Genomic DNA, 18,854 nt, shown 5'->3' with positions numbered 1-18,854 from the left:
CGACATCGTCGGGCCAAACCAGTCGTCTGCAGCCTCAACCCTTGCTGACCTGAGTACCGCCACCTTCCTCACGGGTGGAGGCCGTCATGTTGCGCGGCTTTCCGCCCCGCAAGCCCAACGGCAGGCGAAGCAATACCTCAGGGCCATTCTGCGCCAGGCTCAGGGTCGTGATCGCCACGAGAATCAGCGCCATCCCTGCCAGCTGCATCATGTCCATGCCTTCTCCCAACACGAACACCCCGAACAAGGTGGCCGTGATCGGTTCTATCATGGCGATGATGGAAGCCACCGACGGCAAGGTATTCTTCAGGCCGATCACATAGCAATAGAAGGAGAACCCTCCCCCCACCAGGCCGAATACCAGAATCAGCCACAGTTCATCGGCGAAGGGGACCGCCACTGCCTGTGAAAGATTCGTCAACGGCAACATCACCAGACTGCTCACGCCCAACGCGATGGCCAATACCCCTGGGGTGCTGCCATGACGCGTGGCTGACTTGAAGGCAAAGATGAAGATGGCGTATGACACACCCGCCAGAAGTCCGAACAGGACACCCAGGGGAGTCACCTTGCCACTCCCGGATTGCAGCACCCCCGTCAGCAGTACGATGCCGATCATCACACCGACGATGGAAATCAGCTTCACTGGTGTCGGGCGTTCCACCCGGGCCAGGAATGACGTGATATAGACGAAAATCGGCGCGCTATACATGAGAGTCGCGGCAACGGCGACACCACTCATGCTGACACTCGTGAAATAGAACATGAAGTTGCCGGCGACCCCTACCCCCGCCAGCAGCGACCACCCCATCAACGCGAGCGGTTTCCTGGCCGGCACCTTGTGGTAGCCCAGCAATACCATCCAGGCCAGCATGCAGATGAACCCGACAAGGGCACGCCAGAAGGAAATGACTTCAGCCTCCCAGCCCCAGGACATCAGCAAGCTGCCAATCCCACCTGTCAGCCCCCATTGAAAAGCGGCCAATACGACCAACACACTACCCAGTTTTGCCATTCATGCTCCCTTGTCTCAGGAAAAATCAGATCTTCGATGATTTATCAGCCGCAATCGCAGCGTAACAAGAGTCCTCAAGACACATAAACCCATCCCTAATTGGTCGTAACCAGAGTCTCTGAAACTCCATGACTGCCTATCCAGGGCTTTCATAACCTCATGAAAAACTTCGAATATTCGCGTCTTCAAAACGGTGTTTGACACTGGTATTACCAGTCAACATGACGTCGCCAAGAATGTTTTCCTCGCTTACCTTGATCTGGTGAGCCCTACGGTGATTTCCCGCAGTGTGGATGAAAACTCAACGCCAAACCCTGGATCAACCTTCACATTGCAGTGACAAAAACCAACAAAAAGACAATCACCCTTTCATGCGAAGGAGAGTATTGACATGAATGCATCATGGATGGCGCTTCTGGCGTTCACGCCATTGATACTGGCTGGTATCTTGCTGATAGGGTTCAGAATCCCTGCCCGCATTGCCATGCCCATCGTCTTCGTGGTCACGGCCCTGATCGCCCTGCTTGCCTGGGACATGACCTTCACACGCGTCATGGCCTCATCGTTGCAGGGCTTGATACTGACGGTGGCGATCCTGTGGATCATCTTCGGTGCCCTGCTGCTGCTCAATACGCTCAAGCACTCCGGCGGCATTGCCGCGATCCGCAATGGCTTCTCCGGCATCAGCCCGGACCGGCGAGTACAGGCCATCATCGTCGCCTGGCTGTTCGGTTGCTTCATCGAGGGTGCCTCAGGCTTCGGCACACCCGCTGCCGTCGCTGCCCCCTTGATGGTGGCACTGGGCTTCCCGGCACTGGCCGCCGTCGTGGTCGGCATGATGGTGCAATCCACTCCGGTCTCCTTCGGTGCTGTCGGCACCCCCATCGTCGTCGGTGTCTCGGGAGGACTCGACAAGGCTGGCGTCAGTGACGCTCTGGCCGCGAACGGGTCAAGCTGGGACAGCTACTTCCAGTTGATCACCTCGGAAGTCGCCATTACCCACGGCATCATCGGTATCTGCATGCCACTCATCATGGTGGCGGTGATGGTCCGCTACTTCGGGGCCAATCGCTCCTGGCGCGAGGGACTCGAAGTCGCTCCCTTCGCGCTGTTCGCGGGTATCTGCTTCGTGGTGCCCTATGTACTGGCCGGCCTGCTGCTCGGGCCGGAATTCCCCTCGATGATCGGCGCCATGGTGGGCCTCGCCATCGTGGTACCCGCGGCGCGCAAGGGCTTTCTGCTGCCCAGCCGGACCTGGGACTTCCCGAACGCTGACCACTGGCCCGAGGAATGGGTGGGCAAGCTGGACATGACGCTGGAGCCCGTCGAGGGCCGCACGCCGCTCTCGGTCGGCATGGGCTGGCTGCCCTACGTACTGCTGGCAGTGCTGCTGGTGATGTCCCGCGTCATCGAGCCGCTCAAGGAAGCGCTGACCTCCTTGAGCTTCGGCTGGAGCGGTATCCTGGGCGAGAGTGACATCTCCGGCAGTCTGCAACCACTGTATCTGCCCGGCGGTATCCTGGTGATCGTGGTGCTGCTGACCGTCGTGCTGCACCGCATGCGCATGCAGGATGTCAGTGCCGCCGTCACGGAATCCAGCCGCACGATTCTGGGCGCAGGCTTCGTGCTGCTGTTCACGATCCCCATGGTGCGCATCCTGATCAACTCCGGCGTGAACGAGGCAGATCTGGTCTCGATGCCGGTGGCCATGGCGCAGTTCATCGCTGACAGCGTGGGCGACATCTATCCGCTGTTCGCCCCCAGCGTCGGGGCCCTCGGGGCCTTCATCGCCGGCTCCAACACCGTCTCCAATCTGATGCTGGCGGATTTCCAGTTCAATGTGGCAGGCGCGCTGGGCATCTCCAGCGCCATGATGGTCGCCCTCCAGGCCGTCGGCGCGGCTGCCGGCAACATGATCGCCATCCACAACGTGGTCGCCGCCTCGGCGACCGTCGGGCTACTGGGGCGTGAAGGCATCACCCTGCGCAAGACGATCCTGCCGACGCTCTACTACGTGATCTTCGCCGGCATCATCGGCATGATCGCCTTCCATGGCCTGGGCGTGGTGGATGGCTTGATGCGCTGACAGAGCGCCACGTATCACTGTGACATACGACAGCAGGCCCGCATTGTGTGCGGGCCTGCTGTCGTACGGAGATCATCAATAGAATATTGAATGTGTTTACTCCAGGGGCCTGTTTATCAACAAGACACGGCGTAATAAATTGCCCCATATCACCGAAACGGCAGCCTTCATGCCGCAAGTTTCTGGAGCAGACACCCCATGACCCACTCTGTATTGCACCCCACCCGATTACAGCAGACCCGCTTGCAGCAAGCCCGCGAGCTCGAACTGCCTTCCCGCGAAGCCATGCTGCGGCGCGCCCCCTCCGTCCAGCAATTCTGGGACAGCCACCGTCAACTGCTGAGTGACGCCTGGCGTGAATGGGAAGCCGTTGAGCAAGACGACCTCGCCATCCTCGACAGTGGATTGATCGACAAGGCGCTGCGCACTGCCGTCAAGCAGGCGTGGGAGAATCCCGAGCGCGAGACGGACGTCAAGGCGCTGATGACAGAAGTCGCTACTGACGTCTATCAGTTCCAGCTCTTCGATGTCGAGCGCATTGCTGATTTGCGCAACCTGCTGGAAAAGGCATGGGATGCCGGTATTCCGCTGCGCCCGCCCTACGGCATCGTGCTCAATCGGCGCGGCGCCATGCTCGACCGTCGCTCACAGGGCTATCTGGCGGCACCGAGTTTCCAGGCGTTCTATCAGCAGCTGCTGGATACCTACATGCGTCCGATCTCGCGGCTGCTGTTCCCGGAAATCATCGGCTACGACAGCCAGTCCTTCGGCTTCTCGATCCACTATCAGCCCACCACGGACGCCTCGATTCGGCCGCATACTGATGCCTCGTCCGTGACCCTCAACATCAACATGAACCTGCCCGACGAGACCTTCGAGGGCTCTGAACTGGATGTTCTGGACGCCGCGAGCGGAGACGCAGTGCGCTTCTCGTTCACGCCCGGCTCGGCCATGCTGCATCGCGGTAATGTGCCGCATGCCGCGCAGCCGATCACTAGCGGCCAGCGCTCCAACATGGTGCTGTGGCTGTATGGTGAGCGAGGCCAGATACCGCCACAGGGCGCGCAACGTCGGGCGATACCTGCCAGAGAGCGCTGGGTCGCCACAAGCGCCGAACAGGATGATTACGCACCGTTCTGATGGCACACGCCAGTAAGCAAAAACGACAAAGGGGGCCTGGTTCAGGCCCCCTTTGTCGTTGTCATGCGATCGATAACGCCGCTCAATCATCCGTTCATGACCACCTGATCATGGCCTCGCCTGCCATGACGGGAAAGCCGAGCAGGTCACGAAGGGTCGCGGCATCCGGCGAGAGCGTCAGCCAGCTCACGGCCGCGATATTGATCAACACCACACACCAGAACACGAGCCGGTAGCTTGTCTTGCGCGTCTTGTGGCGCAGGCTCTGCTGGGCGATCAGCGCGCCCGGCCATCCACACAGCAGCTCCATGAAGTGCAATTTCCCCTCGGACACGCGCCACTCCCCTGATGTCGCGGCCTGCTTGTCGATTCGATAGGCCAGATACGTCACCAGACTCATGCCCAGATACGCCACTGGCAACATCCAGGGCAGACGCCCCTGCTGCCAGCCTGCCCCGAGCACGACCATCACGGCCAGCAGCATCAACCATGCAAGCCCCACTCCAGCAGAAGTAGTGGAAGCCCCTGCCCCAAACGTGCGAAAGCGTGTGGCACGTGGGCGATCGTTCTCATCCATGCCCAACTGATACTGCACCTGCGCACTGGCTTTCGGCCGCCCGCGCCCCTGGTACGCACTGATGTGGGCAAAGACATCCTTGCCCCCCGACTCAGGCGTGATGAAACCGAAGCCCTTGTCATCGTTCCAGCGCGTCAATCGTCCTTGAAGGTTCATCGTCTCATCTCTTTCTGTTCCGGCCCTTAGCCGATGAAGGTACCAGAGGTGTTGCCGCCGCCCTTGCCACCGGCGTCACCGCCACCATCACCGTTATCGTCATCATCCCTGCCATCATTACGGTCGCGCCTGTTTTCCTGCTCATCACGGTGATCCACGGGGAGGTCCTGCTCGTGAGTGCCGCGTTGTTCATAATCACGGATATCGGCAGCAGAGGCTTTCTGCGAGTTGGCATGTACGGCCAGTGCATCATCGGGATTGCGCGCCGAGACCTGTGCCTGCTCTTGATAGCCCTGGGTTTCCAGCAGGCTCGCGTACCACTGATTGCCCTTCATGCTGATGGTCAGGTTCAGCCCCAGGAACAGGACATTGGAAATCAGCTGCCCTTCCATCGTCGCGGGAATGAAGACCGAGCTGAGCACGATGAAGCCGAACAGGCTCGCCGCCAGCAACCACATGCGCTTGTAGAGTGCCCAGAACAGGCCGAAGAAGAAGGCCGGCCAGGACCAGCCGATCTTGACGGCACGCGTCCCGTGTTCGGGGTGCGTCAGAATACGAAATGAAGCCATCGAGGGAATCCTTGTCTGTGATGCCGAGCAGGCCGCGGGCTGCACGAGGCTCGGGACAAATGACACAAGCCTCGCACTATACCGCTGACCACTTGTCAGGACCATGAACCTCGCTGGCGCTATCTCATTGTTTCCCATCAGGCTTGTCAGCCACGCTGCGCGACCTCAACTGACCCGCACTGCTTGCCGACGCCCGTAGATTCAGGCGCCATCTGTGAGCCCTGTATCCGCAAAGGCCGTCATGTCCTCGCGCAGCAGGCCAAGCAGTCGATCGGCACCGACGCTCAGTTGCCGACCCAGTCGACTGATCAGTTGCACATGCGGCGTGATGAAAGGCGCTTCCTGAAGCGACAGTCGACATAGCCTGCCCGCTGCCACTTCTTCACTGACCACGAAATCCGGCAGCAGGGTCACGCCGCCCTGCAGCGCGAACTGCTTGAGCATCGCCAGCGCGTTGCAGGTGAGCGTCGGGCTCAGCATCACCCCGGCCTGATGCTCCGCCTGCGCGACGATCTGGCGAATACCGAACGACACCTCCGGCAGCGCCAGGGCATATCCGTCGAGCGCCGCCAGCGACAGTGGCTCGGGCACAGCCGCCGTCGCCTGACGCGCCAGAGGATGCGCCGGATTGACCACCGCGCACACCGGCTGAGGGCGCGAGACGTGCGCGCGAATCCTTGGATCACTTGCCGGATGGAACACCAGCCCCAGATGCGCCTCGTCCTCGACGACCTGACGGATCACCTCATTGCTGCCACATAGATTCACCTTGAGCTCGATGCCCGGATAACGCGCGGAAAAACGGCTCAAGGGCCCTGCCAGTCCCTCGATGAAGCCCTCACCGATGGCCAGTACCAATGAGCCACTCTGCAGCCCCTTCAATGACTGCAACGACTCCAGCAGCACCTCCTGCTGCGCCAGACGCTGACGGTAGTACTCCAGCACCCGCTCGCCGGCTTCCGTCGGCTTGACCCCACGTCGATGACGCTCAAGCAGCGGCATGCCCAGCTCATGCTCCAGCTGGGTGATCTGCCGGCTGACCGCAGACGGTGCCACATTCAGGAAATCCGCCGCTGCCCGCACGCTGCCCAGTCTGGCGGCCTCGTGGAAATGACTGATACGTCGTTCCTGCACCAGACTCATCACGCCCCCAGCATTGCCTTGAAGGCAACATTAAAGTGAATTTCGGATTATTGCTGGAACACAGAAGCGCTGTCCATACTCGAGTCACCGGATGACCATCCCCCTTTCACCACGACAGGAATCACACAATGACAACAACCGTCGGTGTCATCGGACTGGGCAACATGGGTGGCGGCATGGCCGCCACACTTGCTCGCCATGACTTCCCCGTCTTCGGATTCGATCTCTCACAGGCTGCGCGTGACAAAGCTGCCGCGGCAGGTGTCACGCCGGTCAATTCACTGGCAGAGCTGCTGGACAGGATCGATATCGTGATCCTGTCATTGCCCAAGGCAGAGCATGTAGAGCAGCTATGTCTGGGCAAGGAAGGCGCACAGGAAGAGGATCAAGACGCCACCCGTCTGCTGACGCAGGGCAAGCCCGGCCTGATCGTGATCGACACCACTACCTCGACTCCCGAGACCAGCCGCAAGGTCGCGGCGGCGCTGGCGACACGCGACATCGACTTCATCGACGCCCCGGTATCCGGCGGCCCCAAGGGCGCGGCGAGTGGCAGCATGTCGATGGTGATCGGTGCCGAAGAGGAAGTGCTGGCACGCGCCATGCCGGTGCTGGAAGCCATGAGCGGCAGCCGCGTGCACGTTGGCCGCTGTGGGGCGGGCAACGTCGCCAAGATCGCCAACAACATGCTGGCGGCCTGTCATCTGATCAGCACGGCGGAGGCCGTCTCCATGGCCGCCAGGGCGGGTGTCTCCCCAGAAAAGTTGCTGGAAGGCGTGAATGCGGGCTCGGGACGTAGCGGCGCAAGCCAGGTGATGTTCCCCAGCTGGGTGATCAACAAGGCCTACGATTCCGGCTTCACCATGGGCCTGATGCGCAAGGATGTCGGGCTGGCCAGTGATCTGACGGCAGAACTGGGGCTGGCGCTTCCGCTCTCCAGTACCGTCGCAAAGCTCTGGGACGAGAGCAGTGCGACGCTGGATGACAACGAAGACTTCTGCGCCATCGTGCAACGCACCGACCCGACCCTCTTTGGCCACGGAGAATAAGCCATGCTGACCCAGGACATGACCCCGACCTCCCCGATTGCTCAGCGCATCGCCGAGCTGATGCAGGCGTTTCAGAGCAGCAGCCAATCTCATGACGACAGTTTTGTCGTCAGCAGCCTGATCGGCGGAGAGTTCGTCACCGGCACGGGTGACGCCATCGAGGTACGCAACGCCCATGATGACAGTCTGATGCTGTCCTTCCCGGATGCCGATGCGTCTCAGGTCGCGCTGGCCAATGCCGCCACGCGCCAGGCGCAACCGCAGTGGGCTGCCATGACCGCCCAGGCGCGTGGGCGCGTCATCTACCAGATAGGCAGCCTGATTCGTGAGCAGGCCGAGACACTGGCCGAGCTCGAGGCGCTGAGCGCCAACAAGCCGATTCGCGATGCGCGTGTCGAGGTGGCCAAGGTCGCCGAGATGTTCGAGTACTACGCGGGCTGGGCGGACAAGCTGCACGGCGAGGTGATTCCGGTCCCGACTTCACACCTCAACTACGTGACCTATGAGCCGCTGGGCACCGTGCTGCAGATCACGCCGTGGAACGCGCCGATCTTCACCGCCGGCTGGCAGATCGCCCCGGCCATCACCGCCGGCAATGCGGTGATTCTCAAGCCCTCGGAGCTGACGGCGCTGTCCTCGCTGGCACTCGGTGTGTTGATCGAGCGCGCCGGCGTGCCGCGTGGGCTGGTCAACGTCATCGCAGGCTACGGCCATACCATTGGCCAGGCATTCATCGCCGAGGGCGATATCCGCAAGGTGGTGTTCGTCGGCTCCCCCGCCACCGGCCGCCATATCGCCACCGCCGCGGCGCAGCGCTGCATTCCCTGCGTGCTGGAGCTGGGCGGCAAGTCGGCCAATATCGTCTTCGAGGATGCCGATCTCGAGGTGGCACTGCGCGGCGCTCAGGCGGCCATCTTCTCCGGCGCTGGTCAGAGCTGCGTGTCGGGTTCGCGCCTGCTGGTACAGGCCTCGATCTACGAGAAGTTCACCAGCGCGCTGGCCGAGGCTGCCACGCAATTCACGCTCGGTGATCCGCAGGACCCGGCGACCCAGATCGGCCCGATCAACAACGCCAAGCAATACCAGCATGTGACGTCGATGCTGGCTGGTGCTCTTGAAGACGGCGCTCGCCTGGCGGATGGCTCAGCAGACCCCATCCCGGACACCGGCGGCTATCATGTCGCGCCGACGGTGCTGCTGGGCGACAACGCCATGAGCTGCGCGCAGGAGGAGATCTTCGGCCCGGTCGTGGTCGCCATACCGTTCGAGGAGGAAGCCGACGCCATCCGCATCGCCAATGACAGTCGCTTCGGGCTGGCCGGTGCCGTCTGGACGCGTGATGTCGGGCGCGCCCACCGCGTGGCGCGTCAGGTGCGCGCGGGTACCTTCTGGGTCAATGGCTACAAGACCATTCACGTCAGCTCCCCCTTCGGGGGCTACGGCGAGAGTGGCTATGGCCGCTCCTCCGGGCTGGATGCGCTGCGCGAATACAGCGAAGTGAAGAGCGTGTGGGTCGAGACCGCCGCCGAACCGGCCGCCAGCTTCGGTTACGGTGCCAGCCTAGAATAAGCCCTGCGCTTTGCCCTAGGCTTTGCACCGCGCTTTGCACTGGGCGCATGACGGTGCCCACAACTTCAGCACTCACCTCGTCGCAAGGCGCCAATGATCAGCCCATTGGCGCCTTGCGACGTTTGGAGGATATGCGTCAGCGTCATACCCCCATACACAACCCGCGTTTGCGGCTGCCCCCCGACAAGCCGATAAGGTAGTGAGCCATCTTGCATGTCATCACTCACCCAACAACAAACCGAGGTAACGGCGTATGGCGCGTTCCATTCGGCATCTGGTCTTCTGGCCGACCTTCCTGATACTCATCACGGCGGTCAGCCTGAGTGTCCGTGACAAGGACAGTTTCCTTGCCAACACCACAGCGATGAACAACTGGGTGCTGGACCACTTCTCCTGGTTGTTCACCCTCGGCAGTGTCTATTTGCTGGTGCTGGCGGTCATCATCTATTTCTCGCGCCTGGGCAACATCCGCATCGGCGGTGAAGATGCCAAGCCGATGCTGAGCAAGCCGCGCTGGTTCTCCATCACCCTGTGCACCACCCTGGCGGTGGGCGTACTGTTCTGGACCACGGCAGAGCCGCTCTATCACCTGATGAGCCCGCCGGAATCGCTGGGACTGGAAGCCGGTTCCACCGACGCCATCCTGTTCAGCATGTCGACCATGTTCCTGCACTGGTCCTTCACGCCCTACGCCATCTACGCCGTACCGGCGCTGGTCTTTGCGCTGGCCTTCTACAATCGCCGCCAGAAGTTCTCCATCTCCAGCATGCTGGAACCGGTATTCGGCCCGCGCATCACCCGCTACAGCGGTCTGATCGATGCGCTGGCACTCTACTCGCTGGTCGCCGGCATGGCCTCCACCCTGGGAACCGGCGCCCTGACCCTGGCCGGTGGCATCGGTCAGTACACCGATGGTGAGACGACTCCCCTGCTGCTGGGCATCATCATCTCCGTTATCGTGGTCACCTTCGTGCTATCCGCCGCCAGCGGCCTGCAGAAGGGCATCGCACGCCTGTCATCCCTGAACGCCGGCCTGCTGCTGGTGCTCGGCGTTTTCGTGTTCGTGTGTGGCCCGACCATCTTCATGCTCAAGCTGGGCGTGGAATCCTTCGGTGTCTATCTGGACACCTTCTTCACGCGCAGCCTGTTCACCGGCGCGGCGGGCAATGACCAATGGCCGTACTGGTGGTCCATCTTCTACTGGGCCATCTGGTTCGCCTGGGCGCCGGTGACGGCACTCTTCCTCGGTCGTATCTCGCGTGGCTATACCGTGCGTGAATTCCTGCGCGTCAATCTGTTCTATCCGGCACTGTTCGCCGTCGCGTGGATCACGATCTTCTCCAGCGCCAGCCTCTACTTCCAGCTGCACACCGATGTCGATCTCAACAGCGTGCTCAATGATCAAGGCGTCGAACATGTGCTCTACTCCCTGTTCGATCAGCTTCCGCTGTCCGGCGTCTGGATTCCGCTGCTGCTGTTCATCGCTTTCGTGTCCTACGTGACCGCCGCCGATTCCAACACCGATGCCATCGGCAATCTGTGCACCCGTGGCCTGACCGCCGACAGCGAAGGCAATTCCGGTGTGCCGATGAAGGTCATCTGGGGTGGCATGGTCGGTGTCGTCGCCTGGGTCATGACAAGTTCGGTGGGCATCGATGGCGTCAAGATGCTCTCCAATCTGGGCGGCCTGCCGGCCCTGATCATCATCCTGCTCGCCAGTGGCGCCATCTGGCGCTGGCTGAGCAACCCTGAATTGTTGAACGTCGAGGCCAATCCGCGTCGCGACGCTTGTGCTGCAACATCGCACGACAGCAAAGACTCCGCCGCCATTCTCGACCAAAAGGCTCAGTGACATGCAGGTCAAGACCGACTTCCCGTATCCCGTCCGCGAAATCGAACACATGCTGATTCCGCTCTCGGACGGCACCCGACTGGCCGCGCGCATCTGGCTGCCGGAAGGGGCGGAACAGGCGCCGGTACCGGCCATTCTCGAATACCTGCCCTACCGCAAGAGTGACGGCACCGCCCCGCGCGATGCGCTCACCCACCCGTACTTCGCTGGCCACGGCTATGCCTCAGTGCGCGTCGACATGCGCGGCAATGGCGAGTCTGATGGACTGATGGAAGATGAATATCTGCCGCTGGAGCAGTCCGATGCGCTGGAGGTGATCGACTGGATCGCCAATCAGCCGTGGTGTACCGGCAAGCTCGGCATGATGGGCATCTCCTGGGGCGGCTTCAATTCGCTGCAGCTGGCGGCGCACAAGCCGGAACCGCTCAAGGCCATCATCACCCTCTGCTCCACCGATGACCGCTACACCGATGACATCCACTATAAGGGCGGGTGCCTTCTCAACGAGAACCTGGCCTGGGCCGCCACCATGCTCAGCTTCTCCGCGGCCCCGCCGGACCCGCGTCTGGTGGGTGATGAGTGGCGCGCCATGTGGCAGGAGCGTCTCGACGAGATGCCGCTGCTGGCCGAGACCTGGCTGTCGCATCAGCACCGCGACGAGTACTGGAAACAGGGTTCCATCAACACCAATTACGCCGATATCGAAGCGGCGGTCTATACCATCGGTGGCTGGGGAGATGCCTACAAGAACACCGTCGGGCGGATGATGGAAAACCTGAGCTGCCCGCGCAAGGCGCTGATCGGCCCGTGGATTCACAAGTATCCGCACTTCGCGGTGCCCAATCCGGCCATCGGCTTCCTGCAGGAAGCGCTGCGCTGGTGGGACCACTGGCTGAAGGGTGAGGAAAACGGCGTGATGGACGAGCCGTCCGCCACCTTCTACCTGCAGGACTCCCTGCCGCCGAAGACGATGTATGCCGAGCGTCCGGGGCGTTGGGTGCAGACGGATGGCTGGCCGGCCAGCGATGTCAAGATGCATCAGATGTCTCTGAGCGAGTCAGGCCTGAGCGACAATGCACGCCAGGGCCAGCAGCCACTGGCCAGGCCGGTCGTGGTGGATTCCCCGCTCACTGCTGGCCGTCATCAGGGCGAGTACTGCGCCATCTGGTTCGGGCCTGACCTGCCGGCTGACCAGCGTCTCGATGATGCGCTGGCCGTGTGCTTTGACAGTGAACCGCTCGAAGCGCCGCTGGATATCCTCGGCAAGCCCAAGGTCACGCTGACGCTGGCCAGTGACCAGGCCTGCGGCCAGCTGGCAGTGCGCCTGAGTGACGTGCAGCCGGATGGTCAGGTCGCACGCATCACCTACGGCGTGCTCAACCTCACCCTGCGCGATCACGACAATCCGCAGACACTGGTACCGGGCGAGCCCATCGAGGTCGAGCTTGAACTGGACATGGCGGGCTACCGGATTCCGGCCGGCCACCGTCTGCGCGTGGCGCTCGCGACCGCCAACTTCCCGATGGTATGGCCGGCGGCCAGGCGTGCGGCACTGACCCTGCAGCCGGGCCTGCAGTCACTCGCGCTGCCGGTCTTCACCGGCGAGGCCGTGGCCAATCCCTTCGAGGCACCGGAGTCCGCGCCACCGGCCAACATCAGCGAGCAGCGCGAGGCCAAGCCCAGCCGGAGCGTGGTCGAGGACGTGGCGACCGGAGAAATCACTACCATCGTCGCGGATGACCTGGGGGCGATGACCTTCGAGGATACCGGCATGCGTGTCGAGCATCGCTGCACCGAGCGCTATACCACGCATCCGGAAGACGCCGATCGCACGCGTGCCGAGATCGTCTGGCACTACCGCGCCGGACGCGATCAGCACGGGCGCGACACGGCGCTGGGCGAGACCACCCCGGGCCAGTTCGACATCCGTGTCGAGAGTCACTACCGCATGCGCTGTGATGCCGAGAACTTCTATCTCGAAGCCGAACAGATCGCCTGGGAAGATGACAGGGAAGTCCATCGTCGTGACTGGCAGCGCACGGTGCCGAGAACCGCGGTGTAAGCGGACGGCGTCATGAGCTGAACGCACCACGAGCCTCACGGGTCGTCATGCTATCCTTGGCCGAGCCATTTCACGCTTTGCTCAAAGGACTCGCATGCCGGCCCGTGATGCCCTCCCTCCGCTGCAATGTCTGCGCGCCTTCGAGGCCGCTGCCCGTCACGGCAGCTTCACGCAGGCCGGACGCGAGCTCAACCTGACCCAGAGTGCCATCAGCCGCCAGATCAAGCGTCTGGAGGATGACCTCGGCCGTCCGCTGTTCGAGCGTGATCCTGATGGCCTGCGCACCACTCCCGCCGGGGAAGACTATTACCGTGTGATTCGGCGCGTGCTGCGCGAACTCGCCGATGAAACCACTCGTCAGCGCCGCCGTGGCAATGAGCGTCAGCTCACCCTCGCCACCAGCCCGACCGTCGCCTCCACCTGGCTTGCCCGCAAGCTGACCGACTTTCGCGACGCCCACCCCGACATCGAACTGCGCATCCTGACGGTGGAAGACCCCTACCGCCTGGACCTCGCCGAATTCGATCTGGGCATCTACTACCACCTCAGCAACGAGATAGACCCGCCCGGCCTGAGCGCGGAAGCCATCTTTCCTGAAGAGGATGTCATCGCCGTCTGCAGTCCTGCCTATCTCGACCGCTACGGCCCCATTCACGACGCTGAGGACATGCTCGCCAACCACACCCTGCTGGTGGTCGAGGACTTCTTCAAGGACTGGCTGACCTGGCAGCACTGGTATCAATCGCTAGGCCTCGACTGGCAGTCACCCGCCCACAGTCTGCGTGCCAACAGCTATCAGCTGCTGATCCATGCCGCCTTCGCCGGCCAGGGGGTCATCCTGTGCTGGTCACGCCTGCTCGGTGAGGACATTGCTGCAGGCCGGCTGGTCAAGGCATTGCCACATGCCCTGCCCAGTATCGGCACCTTCTCGCTGCTCACTCCTCAACATCGCCACATGAGTCAGGCCGCACAGCGCTTTTCCCGCTGGTTGCTGGGGCAGCGCCCGCCTCAAGGGGCAGGCCATGAAGACGATGAGAGCGCTGCTGCCAGGCAGCAAGCTCCGCCGTCAGATAGGGCATGAAGCGCTGCCCCTGACGCGAGACGGGATGAAAACGCGAGGTGACCAGCGCGACATCCAGGTTGATGGTCGGCGCGAATGGCACCACGCGCAGCTGGCAATCGCGCCGCGCCAGCATCGCCTCCGCCGTCACCGGATCGATCAAGGCAATGCCTATCCCTTCATTGACAAGCATCGCGACCGAGGGAAACAGATGCGTCTCGATGCTTGCCTGCAGCGTCATGCCTGCCTGCTGAAAGGCACGCGCTAGCTTCAAGGTACTCTGATGGTGCTGATCCAGCGTGATGATGGTTTCCCCGGCCAGATCCTGTGGGAACAAGACCTCGCGTTGCGCCAGCGGATGCATGACAGGCACGGCCAGTGCCATGCAGAGCTGATACTCCTCCAGCACCAGCTCCTCGACCGCGGCGTCTGCCTCGATGACCCCGAGGTCAAACTGGCCCTCGGCGACCCACTCGGCGATCTTGCGTGAACTGAACGTCTGCAGCGACAGACGGCTCCTGGGGAAGTCGGCAAGATAGCGTGACATCACTCGAGGCATCACCGTCGGCGAAAGCCCCGGCATCGAGGCCACGGTGAGCTTGCCGGCGTGACCATCACGCAGACCATCCGTCAGTTCATCCAGATGCCCCACCGATGCCAGCACCTTGTCGACACCCTCCGCCAGATGGACGGCTTCCGGTGTCAACTGGGTGCCATAGTGGTTGCGGCGAAAGAGCAGAAACCCGACGTCACTCTCCAGATTGGCGATCGCCGTGCTCACCGCCGGTTGCGTCAAGCCAAGCCGACGCGCTGCCTGGGAGAGACTGCCCGTGCGCACCACTTCCTGGAAGATCTGCAACTGACGCAGGTTATGTCTGAGTTTCATGACAACTGGGCTCTTGTGGCGGGGCTCTCGTGACGGGACTCTCGTGGCAAGGCCCTCGTGCCTAGTGTTCAAGAATGGACGCTTGGGACTGGATGCTCAAGACTAGCCTCTCGTGAATAGGCTCTAAATTGTTCTTATGACTTAATAGACAGCCTTTAGTTGTGCTTATACCCCCAGCGGGAGGAAGCTGACCAGACCCTCATAACCAACAACAAAGGGCCACAGACAATGCACACGATCGACCTCATGGGGCTACTGCTGTATTTCGCCATCTTGCTGTATATCGGCTATCGCAGTGCCAGGAAGACATCCAGCAGTGCCGACTTCGCTGTCGCCGGCAACAAGATCATCTGGCCGGTGCTGTTCGCCACGCTCGCCGCTTCCTTCCTCGGCGGGGGTGCCTCGATGGGTCGCGCCGGCAAGGCCTTCGACGAAGGCTACGCCTTCATGTTCGCGGCCTCCGCCTTCCCCATCGCCACCATCATCGCGGGCCTCTACATCGCGCCACGCCTCAAGCGTTATGCAGGGGCACAGACGGTCGGCGACATCATGGCGCATCACTATGGTCGCAGCGCTCGCCTATTGACCGGCATCTTCTCGCTGATCTTCTGCATCGGCATCCTCGGCGCCCAGGCGCTGGCCATCGGCACCGTCTTCAATGCCATCCTGGGCATCGAGATCAGCACCGGCATCCTGATTGGCATGGCAGTGGTACTGGTGTACTCCACGGCCGGCGGCATGTGGGCCGTGATCCAGACTGACGTGGTGCAGTTCGTGATGCTAGCGGTCTTCCTGCCCATCACCATGATCGTCGGGCTCGACAAGATCGGTGGCCCCGAGGCCTTGATCGCCGCGCTCCCCAGCGAGCACTTCAGCCTCATGGGCGATTACACGCCGCCGATGTTCCTCAGCATCTTCATCGCCTTCCTGCTTGGCGAGACCCTCGTCCCGCCCTACACCCAGCGCGCCCTGTCCGCACCGGATTCCCGTCATGCCAGGATCGGCTACTCGCTGGCCGGTGGTTTCGGTCTGCTGTTCTATGCCGTCAGCTCCACCATCGGCTTGATCGCGCTGGTGCTCTATCCGCAGATCTCGCCGGATCAGGCCATGCCGGAACTGATCCGCGACGCTCTGCCGCTGGGGCTGACCGGGCTGGTGCTGGCCTCACTGCTGGCGGTGGTGATGTCAACGGCGGATTCCTATCTGAACTCGGCAGCGGTCATCTTCGTCACCGACATCTACAAGCCCTTCATCAACCCCGCCATGTCCGGCAAGCAACAGCTGTGGATCGAGCGCGGCGTCAATCTGGCCATCGGCCTGGGCGCCATCGTGTTCGCGCTTTACGCCACCTCGATCATCGATGCGCTGCTGCTGAGCTACGCCCTGTGGGCGCCGACCATCCTGCTGCCGTTCATCTTCGCCGTGCTGTTCAGGATTCGCTGCAAGCGTGCTGGTGTGGCCGCGATGATCGCCGGCGCCCTGGCCACCAGCATGTGGAAATGGAGTGGCCTGGAACTGGAAGCCCTCACCGGGCTCACCCCACTGATTGCTGGCGTCATCGTCAATATCGTGGTCTTCACCCTCGTCTACCAGTTCTTGAACGCGGCGCCAGACCACAACGGCAAGAACGCCCCGATCCAGCCCACCCACTCCTGAGGACCTGACCATGTTCGGATTCACTCTCTACACCATCTGTCTGCTGAGCATCCTCACCGCCGTGGTCATCGCCATCGCCTCCTGGAAGTTCTACCGCGACAACTGAGCCATCGGCAGGGTCTGTGCCGCTCGACCAAGGCTTTCCAAGCTCTGTCATGGCCCTGTCACGACCCTCACACCGTCTTCATCACGCTGATCATGTCGGGCAATCCGCCCGGCATGACCGGCAAAGAGAGTACGCGCGATGACCCCGCAATCCCCCGCCGCCCGAGTGTCGAGCCACGACAGCATTGCCGTCATCGGCGCCGGCATCATCGGCCTAGCGACCTGCCGCGCCTTGCAGGCACGTGGCTATCACGTTCATTTGTATGACCCGAATCCCGTCGGTGAAGGCACCTCCTTCGGCAACGCCGGTCTGATCGCCAACTACGCCACCTCGCCGATGGCCAGCGGCGACACACTGCGCCAGCTGCCGGGCCACCTGCTGAGCAGGCAGCCCTCCCTTGCCATCGCCCTGCGCCACACCCCCGCCCTGGCGGACTTCGGCTGGCGTTTCCTCAAGGCGGCAACGCCCACCAATTTCCAGCGCCACAAGGCAGATCTGATTGCCTTGCTGGCCAATGCCGTCGAACGTCAGCATGCCCTGATCGATGACCTGCAGACCAAAGCCACCACTGCGCTGGCCAGCCAGACAGGCTGCCTGCAGATCCAGCGCGACACCGCCATCACCCCGCCGGCGCTGGAGAAGATGGCCCAGGCCAAGCGCCGTGACGGGGTCGAATGTCAGGCGCTGGGCGCGAGCCAGCTGCGGGACATGGAACCGTCGCTCAACCCGAAGGGGCTGGCAGGCGGCCTGTTCTTCCCTGACACCCGCCACCTCACCAGCCCGCTGTCACTCAGCCACCAACTCTTCGTACAGCTGGAAGAAGGTGGCCTTGAGTGGACGGCGCAGCAGGTCGACGCCCTCACGCCGCTGACCAGTGGTGGTTGGCACATCGACACCGCCACCACCTCCCACGAGGTCCCGCATGTCGTGGTCTGTGCCGGTATCGCGAGCAACACACTACTGGCGGGACTCGGCAAGCGTCTGCCGGTGGTCAGTGAGCGCGGCTATCACATCGAACTCGCCACCCAGCTGCCACTCTCACGCCCGGTAGGCTGGCTGGCGCATCACTTCTACGCCTCGCCAATGGCGGAAGGCATTCGCCTGGCGGGCACCACCGAGTTCTGTGCGCCGTCGCGCCCCGCCTCGCCACAGCGCTGGCAAGCCCTCACACGATGGGGCGAGACACTCTTCGGTCAGCCCCTCGACGTCGCCCGCCACTGGATGGGGGTGCGCCACTCCACCCCCGATGGCCTGCCGGTAGTGGGCGAAATGCCTGGCTGCCCCGGCCTGCTTCTCGCTTACGGGCACGGCCATCTGGGCCTGACACTCTCGGCCGAGACAGGGGATATCGTGGCCCGGATGGTGGCAGGCGAGCCCCTGCCGGACTACGCGCGCAGCCTGTCACCAGTCAGGTTCTGCCAATGATCTCGCCTATCTGAGAGAGCTGGGTGAATGGCCTGGCCCATGAACGTGAAAGCCCCTGACAGGTTCGCCTGTCAGGGGCTTCTTGTCTCTTGCGTCAGCGCAGAGCTTGTCAGCGCAGAGCTTGTCAGCACAGGCCACTTCAGCGAAGACCAAGTCACGGCTTGCCAGAACGCCCTTCACACCCGTTCTTTCAGGAAGATGGCGGTTGCGGACGCCCGGGCTGGGAGGCGTACTCGACACCATGTGCCTGCAGATACTCGCGGATCAACTGACGAACGACCTGAGAGGGCGTCTGGTCCTGCGTGGCACACAGTTGCTCGAAGGCCTGCTTCTTGTGGGGGTCAATCATCAGGGTCAGACGTGCGGTCTTCTTTTCCATCCTCGGCTCTCCCGAAACCATTAACATCTGATGGTAATACCGAGGGTCCGGTACAGACAAGCCAATCCCGACAGGCCAGCTCTCTGACACTGGGGGGCGGATGACGAACATGCCAATGACATGT

Annotated in this window: 14 protein-coding genes and 1 pseudogene; 9 read left to right on the top strand and 6 right to left on the bottom strand. The window is 62.3% G+C overall.

All coding sequences use genetic code 11. The annotated features are described in order from the left end of the window. Window positions 1–34 precede the first annotated feature (34 nt). Complete coding sequence (locus BFX80_RS07185; protein ID WP_084208392.1) at window positions 35–1,015, bottom strand: DMT family transporter; 981 nt, start codon at window positions 1,013–1,015, stop codon at window positions 35–37. A gap of 391 nt (window positions 1,016–1,406) precedes the next feature. Between BFX80_RS07185 and BFX80_RS07180 the strand changes: the two genes are divergently transcribed. Both BFX80_RS07180 and BFX80_RS07175 read left to right on the top strand, forming a co-directional pair. Further along, complete coding sequence (locus tag BFX80_RS07180) at window positions 1,407–3,101, top strand: L-lactate permease (RefSeq protein ID WP_084208391.1); 1,695 nt, start codon at window positions 1,407–1,409, stop codon at window positions 3,099–3,101. A 198-nt stretch (window positions 3,102–3,299) separates the two neighbouring features. Then, a complete protein-coding gene (locus BFX80_RS07175) occupies window positions 3,300–4,241 on the top strand; it encodes a 2OG-Fe(II) oxygenase family protein (RefSeq protein WP_084208390.1) in 942 nt (313 codons plus the stop codon). 94 nt (window positions 4,242–4,335) lie between these two features. Here the strand turns inward: BFX80_RS07175 and BFX80_RS18115 are convergent, their stop codons facing one another. The 3 genes from BFX80_RS18115 to BFX80_RS07160 form a co-directional block, all read right to left on the bottom strand. Next, window positions 4,336–4,974 carry a DUF1294 domain-containing protein gene (locus tag BFX80_RS18115; protein WP_084208389.1) on the bottom strand — a complete coding sequence of 213 codons (639 nt, stop codon included), beginning with the start codon at window positions 4,972–4,974 and terminating at the stop codon, window positions 4,336–4,338. A gap of 26 nt (window positions 4,975–5,000) precedes the next feature. Continuing rightward, window positions 5,001–5,543 (bottom strand): DUF2628 domain-containing protein, encoded by a 543-nt coding sequence (locus BFX80_RS07165; protein WP_127734992.1) that lies wholly within the window; start codon window positions 5,541–5,543, stop codon window positions 5,001–5,003. A gap of 201 nt (window positions 5,544–5,744) precedes the next feature. Further along, window positions 5,745–6,686: a LysR family transcriptional regulator gene (locus tag BFX80_RS07160; RefSeq protein WP_084208387.1), complete on the bottom strand. Its 942-nt coding sequence runs from the start codon at window positions 6,684–6,686 to the stop codon at window positions 5,745–5,747. Window positions 6,687–6,814: 128 nt separating this feature from the next. Between BFX80_RS07160 and BFX80_RS07155 the strand changes: the two genes are divergently transcribed. The 5 genes from BFX80_RS07155 (at window position 6,815) to BFX80_RS18110 (ending at window position 14,299) form a co-directional block, all read left to right on the top strand. Then, window positions 6,815–7,735 carry an NAD(P)-dependent oxidoreductase gene (locus tag BFX80_RS07155; RefSeq protein ID WP_084208386.1) on the top strand — a complete coding sequence of 307 codons (921 nt, stop codon included), beginning with the start codon at window positions 6,815–6,817 and terminating at the stop codon, window positions 7,733–7,735. A gap of 3 nt (window positions 7,736–7,738) precedes the next feature. Further along, entirely contained in the window at window positions 7,739–9,304 is a 1,566-nt protein-coding gene (locus tag BFX80_RS07150; RefSeq protein WP_240499700.1) for an aldehyde dehydrogenase family protein, read from the top strand. Window positions 9,305–9,557: 253 nt separating this feature from the next. Then, window positions 9,558–11,156 carry a BCCT family transporter gene (locus BFX80_RS07145; RefSeq protein ID WP_084208385.1) on the top strand — a complete coding sequence of 533 codons (1,599 nt, stop codon included), beginning with the start codon at window positions 9,558–9,560 and terminating at the stop codon, window positions 11,154–11,156. A gap of 1 nt (window position 11,157) precedes the next feature. Next, a complete protein-coding gene (locus BFX80_RS07140) occupies window positions 11,158–13,218 on the top strand; it encodes a CocE/NonD family hydrolase (protein WP_084208384.1) in 2,061 nt (686 codons plus the stop codon). Window positions 13,219–13,312: 94 nt separating this feature from the next. Continuing rightward, the gene (locus BFX80_RS18110) at window positions 13,313–14,299 is read left to right on the top strand and encodes a LysR substrate-binding domain-containing protein (RefSeq protein WP_084208383.1); all 987 of its coding nucleotides are present in this window, start codon (window positions 13,313–13,315) and stop codon (window positions 14,297–14,299) included. Between the two features lie 34 nt (window positions 14,300–14,333). On the opposite strand, the pseudogene BFX80_RS07130 reads toward BFX80_RS18110, so the two are convergent. Then, a pseudogene (locus BFX80_RS07130) lies at window positions 14,334–15,164 on the bottom strand (LysR family transcriptional regulator); the annotation flags it as partial. A gap of 228 nt (window positions 15,165–15,392) precedes the next feature. Here BFX80_RS07130 and BFX80_RS07125 point away from each other — a divergent pair. Both BFX80_RS07125 and BFX80_RS07120 read left to right on the top strand, forming a co-directional pair. Then, window positions 15,393–16,820, top strand: coding sequence for a sodium:solute symporter family protein (locus BFX80_RS07125; protein WP_084208381.1), 1,428 nt, complete (start codon window positions 15,393–15,395; stop codon window positions 16,818–16,820). A gap of 244 nt (window positions 16,821–17,064) precedes the next feature. Next, window positions 17,065–18,351 carry an NAD(P)/FAD-dependent oxidoreductase gene (locus tag BFX80_RS07120; protein WP_084208380.1) on the top strand — a complete coding sequence of 429 codons (1,287 nt, stop codon included), beginning with the start codon at window positions 17,065–17,067 and terminating at the stop codon, window positions 18,349–18,351. Between the two features lie 190 nt (window positions 18,352–18,541). Here the strand turns inward: BFX80_RS07120 and BFX80_RS07115 are convergent, their stop codons facing one another. Then, a complete protein-coding gene (locus tag BFX80_RS07115) occupies window positions 18,542–18,730 on the bottom strand; it encodes a CopG family transcriptional regulator (protein WP_084208379.1) in 189 nt (62 codons plus the stop codon). Between the last annotated feature and the right edge of the window lie 124 nt (window positions 18,731–18,854).

It is taken from the genome of Cobetia marina, assembly GCF_001720485.1.
GTDB lineage: Bacteria > Pseudomonadota > Gammaproteobacteria > Pseudomonadales > Halomonadaceae > Cobetia > Cobetia marina.
The sequence above is the reverse complement of the archived record's forward strand: the minus strand, read 5'-3'. Positions and strand labels throughout refer to the sequence as shown.

Coding starts and splice junctions, on each gene's coding strand:
- BFX80_RS07185 (WP_084208392.1), bottom strand. CDS start 1,015: ATGGCAAAACTGGGTAGTGTGTTGGTCGTATTGGCCGCTTTTCAATGG.
- BFX80_RS07180 (WP_084208391.1), top strand. CDS start 1,407: ATGAATGCATCATGGATGGCGCTTCTGGCGTTCACGCCATTGATACTG.
- BFX80_RS07175 (WP_084208390.1), top strand. CDS start 3,300: ATGACCCACTCTGTATTGCACCCCACCCGATTACAGCAGACCCGCTTG.
- BFX80_RS18115 (WP_084208389.1), bottom strand. CDS start 4,974: ATGAACCTTCAAGGACGATTGACGCGCTGGAACGATGACAAGGGCTTC.
- BFX80_RS07165 (WP_127734992.1), bottom strand. CDS start 5,543: ATGGCTTCATTTCGTATTCTGACGCACCCCGAACACGGGACGCGTGCC.
- BFX80_RS07160 (WP_084208387.1), bottom strand. CDS start 6,686: ATGAGTCTGGTGCAGGAACGACGTATCAGTCATTTCCACGAGGCCGCC.
- BFX80_RS07155 (WP_084208386.1), top strand. CDS start 6,815: ATGACAACAACCGTCGGTGTCATCGGACTGGGCAACATGGGTGGCGGC.
- BFX80_RS07150 (WP_240499700.1), top strand. CDS start 7,739: ATGCTGACCCAGGACATGACCCCGACCTCCCCGATTGCTCAGCGCATC.
- BFX80_RS07145 (WP_084208385.1), top strand. CDS start 9,558: ATGGCGCGTTCCATTCGGCATCTGGTCTTCTGGCCGACCTTCCTGATA.
- BFX80_RS07140 (WP_084208384.1), top strand. CDS start 11,158: ATGCAGGTCAAGACCGACTTCCCGTATCCCGTCCGCGAAATCGAACAC.
- BFX80_RS18110 (WP_084208383.1), top strand. CDS start 13,313: ATGCCGGCCCGTGATGCCCTCCCTCCGCTGCAATGTCTGCGCGCCTTC.
- BFX80_RS07125 (WP_084208381.1), top strand. CDS start 15,393: ATGCACACGATCGACCTCATGGGGCTACTGCTGTATTTCGCCATCTTG.
- BFX80_RS07120 (WP_084208380.1), top strand. CDS start 17,065: ATGACCCCGCAATCCCCCGCCGCCCGAGTGTCGAGCCACGACAGCATT.
- BFX80_RS07115 (WP_084208379.1), bottom strand. CDS start 18,730: ATGGAAAAGAAGACCGCACGTCTGACCCTGATGATTGACCCCCACAAG.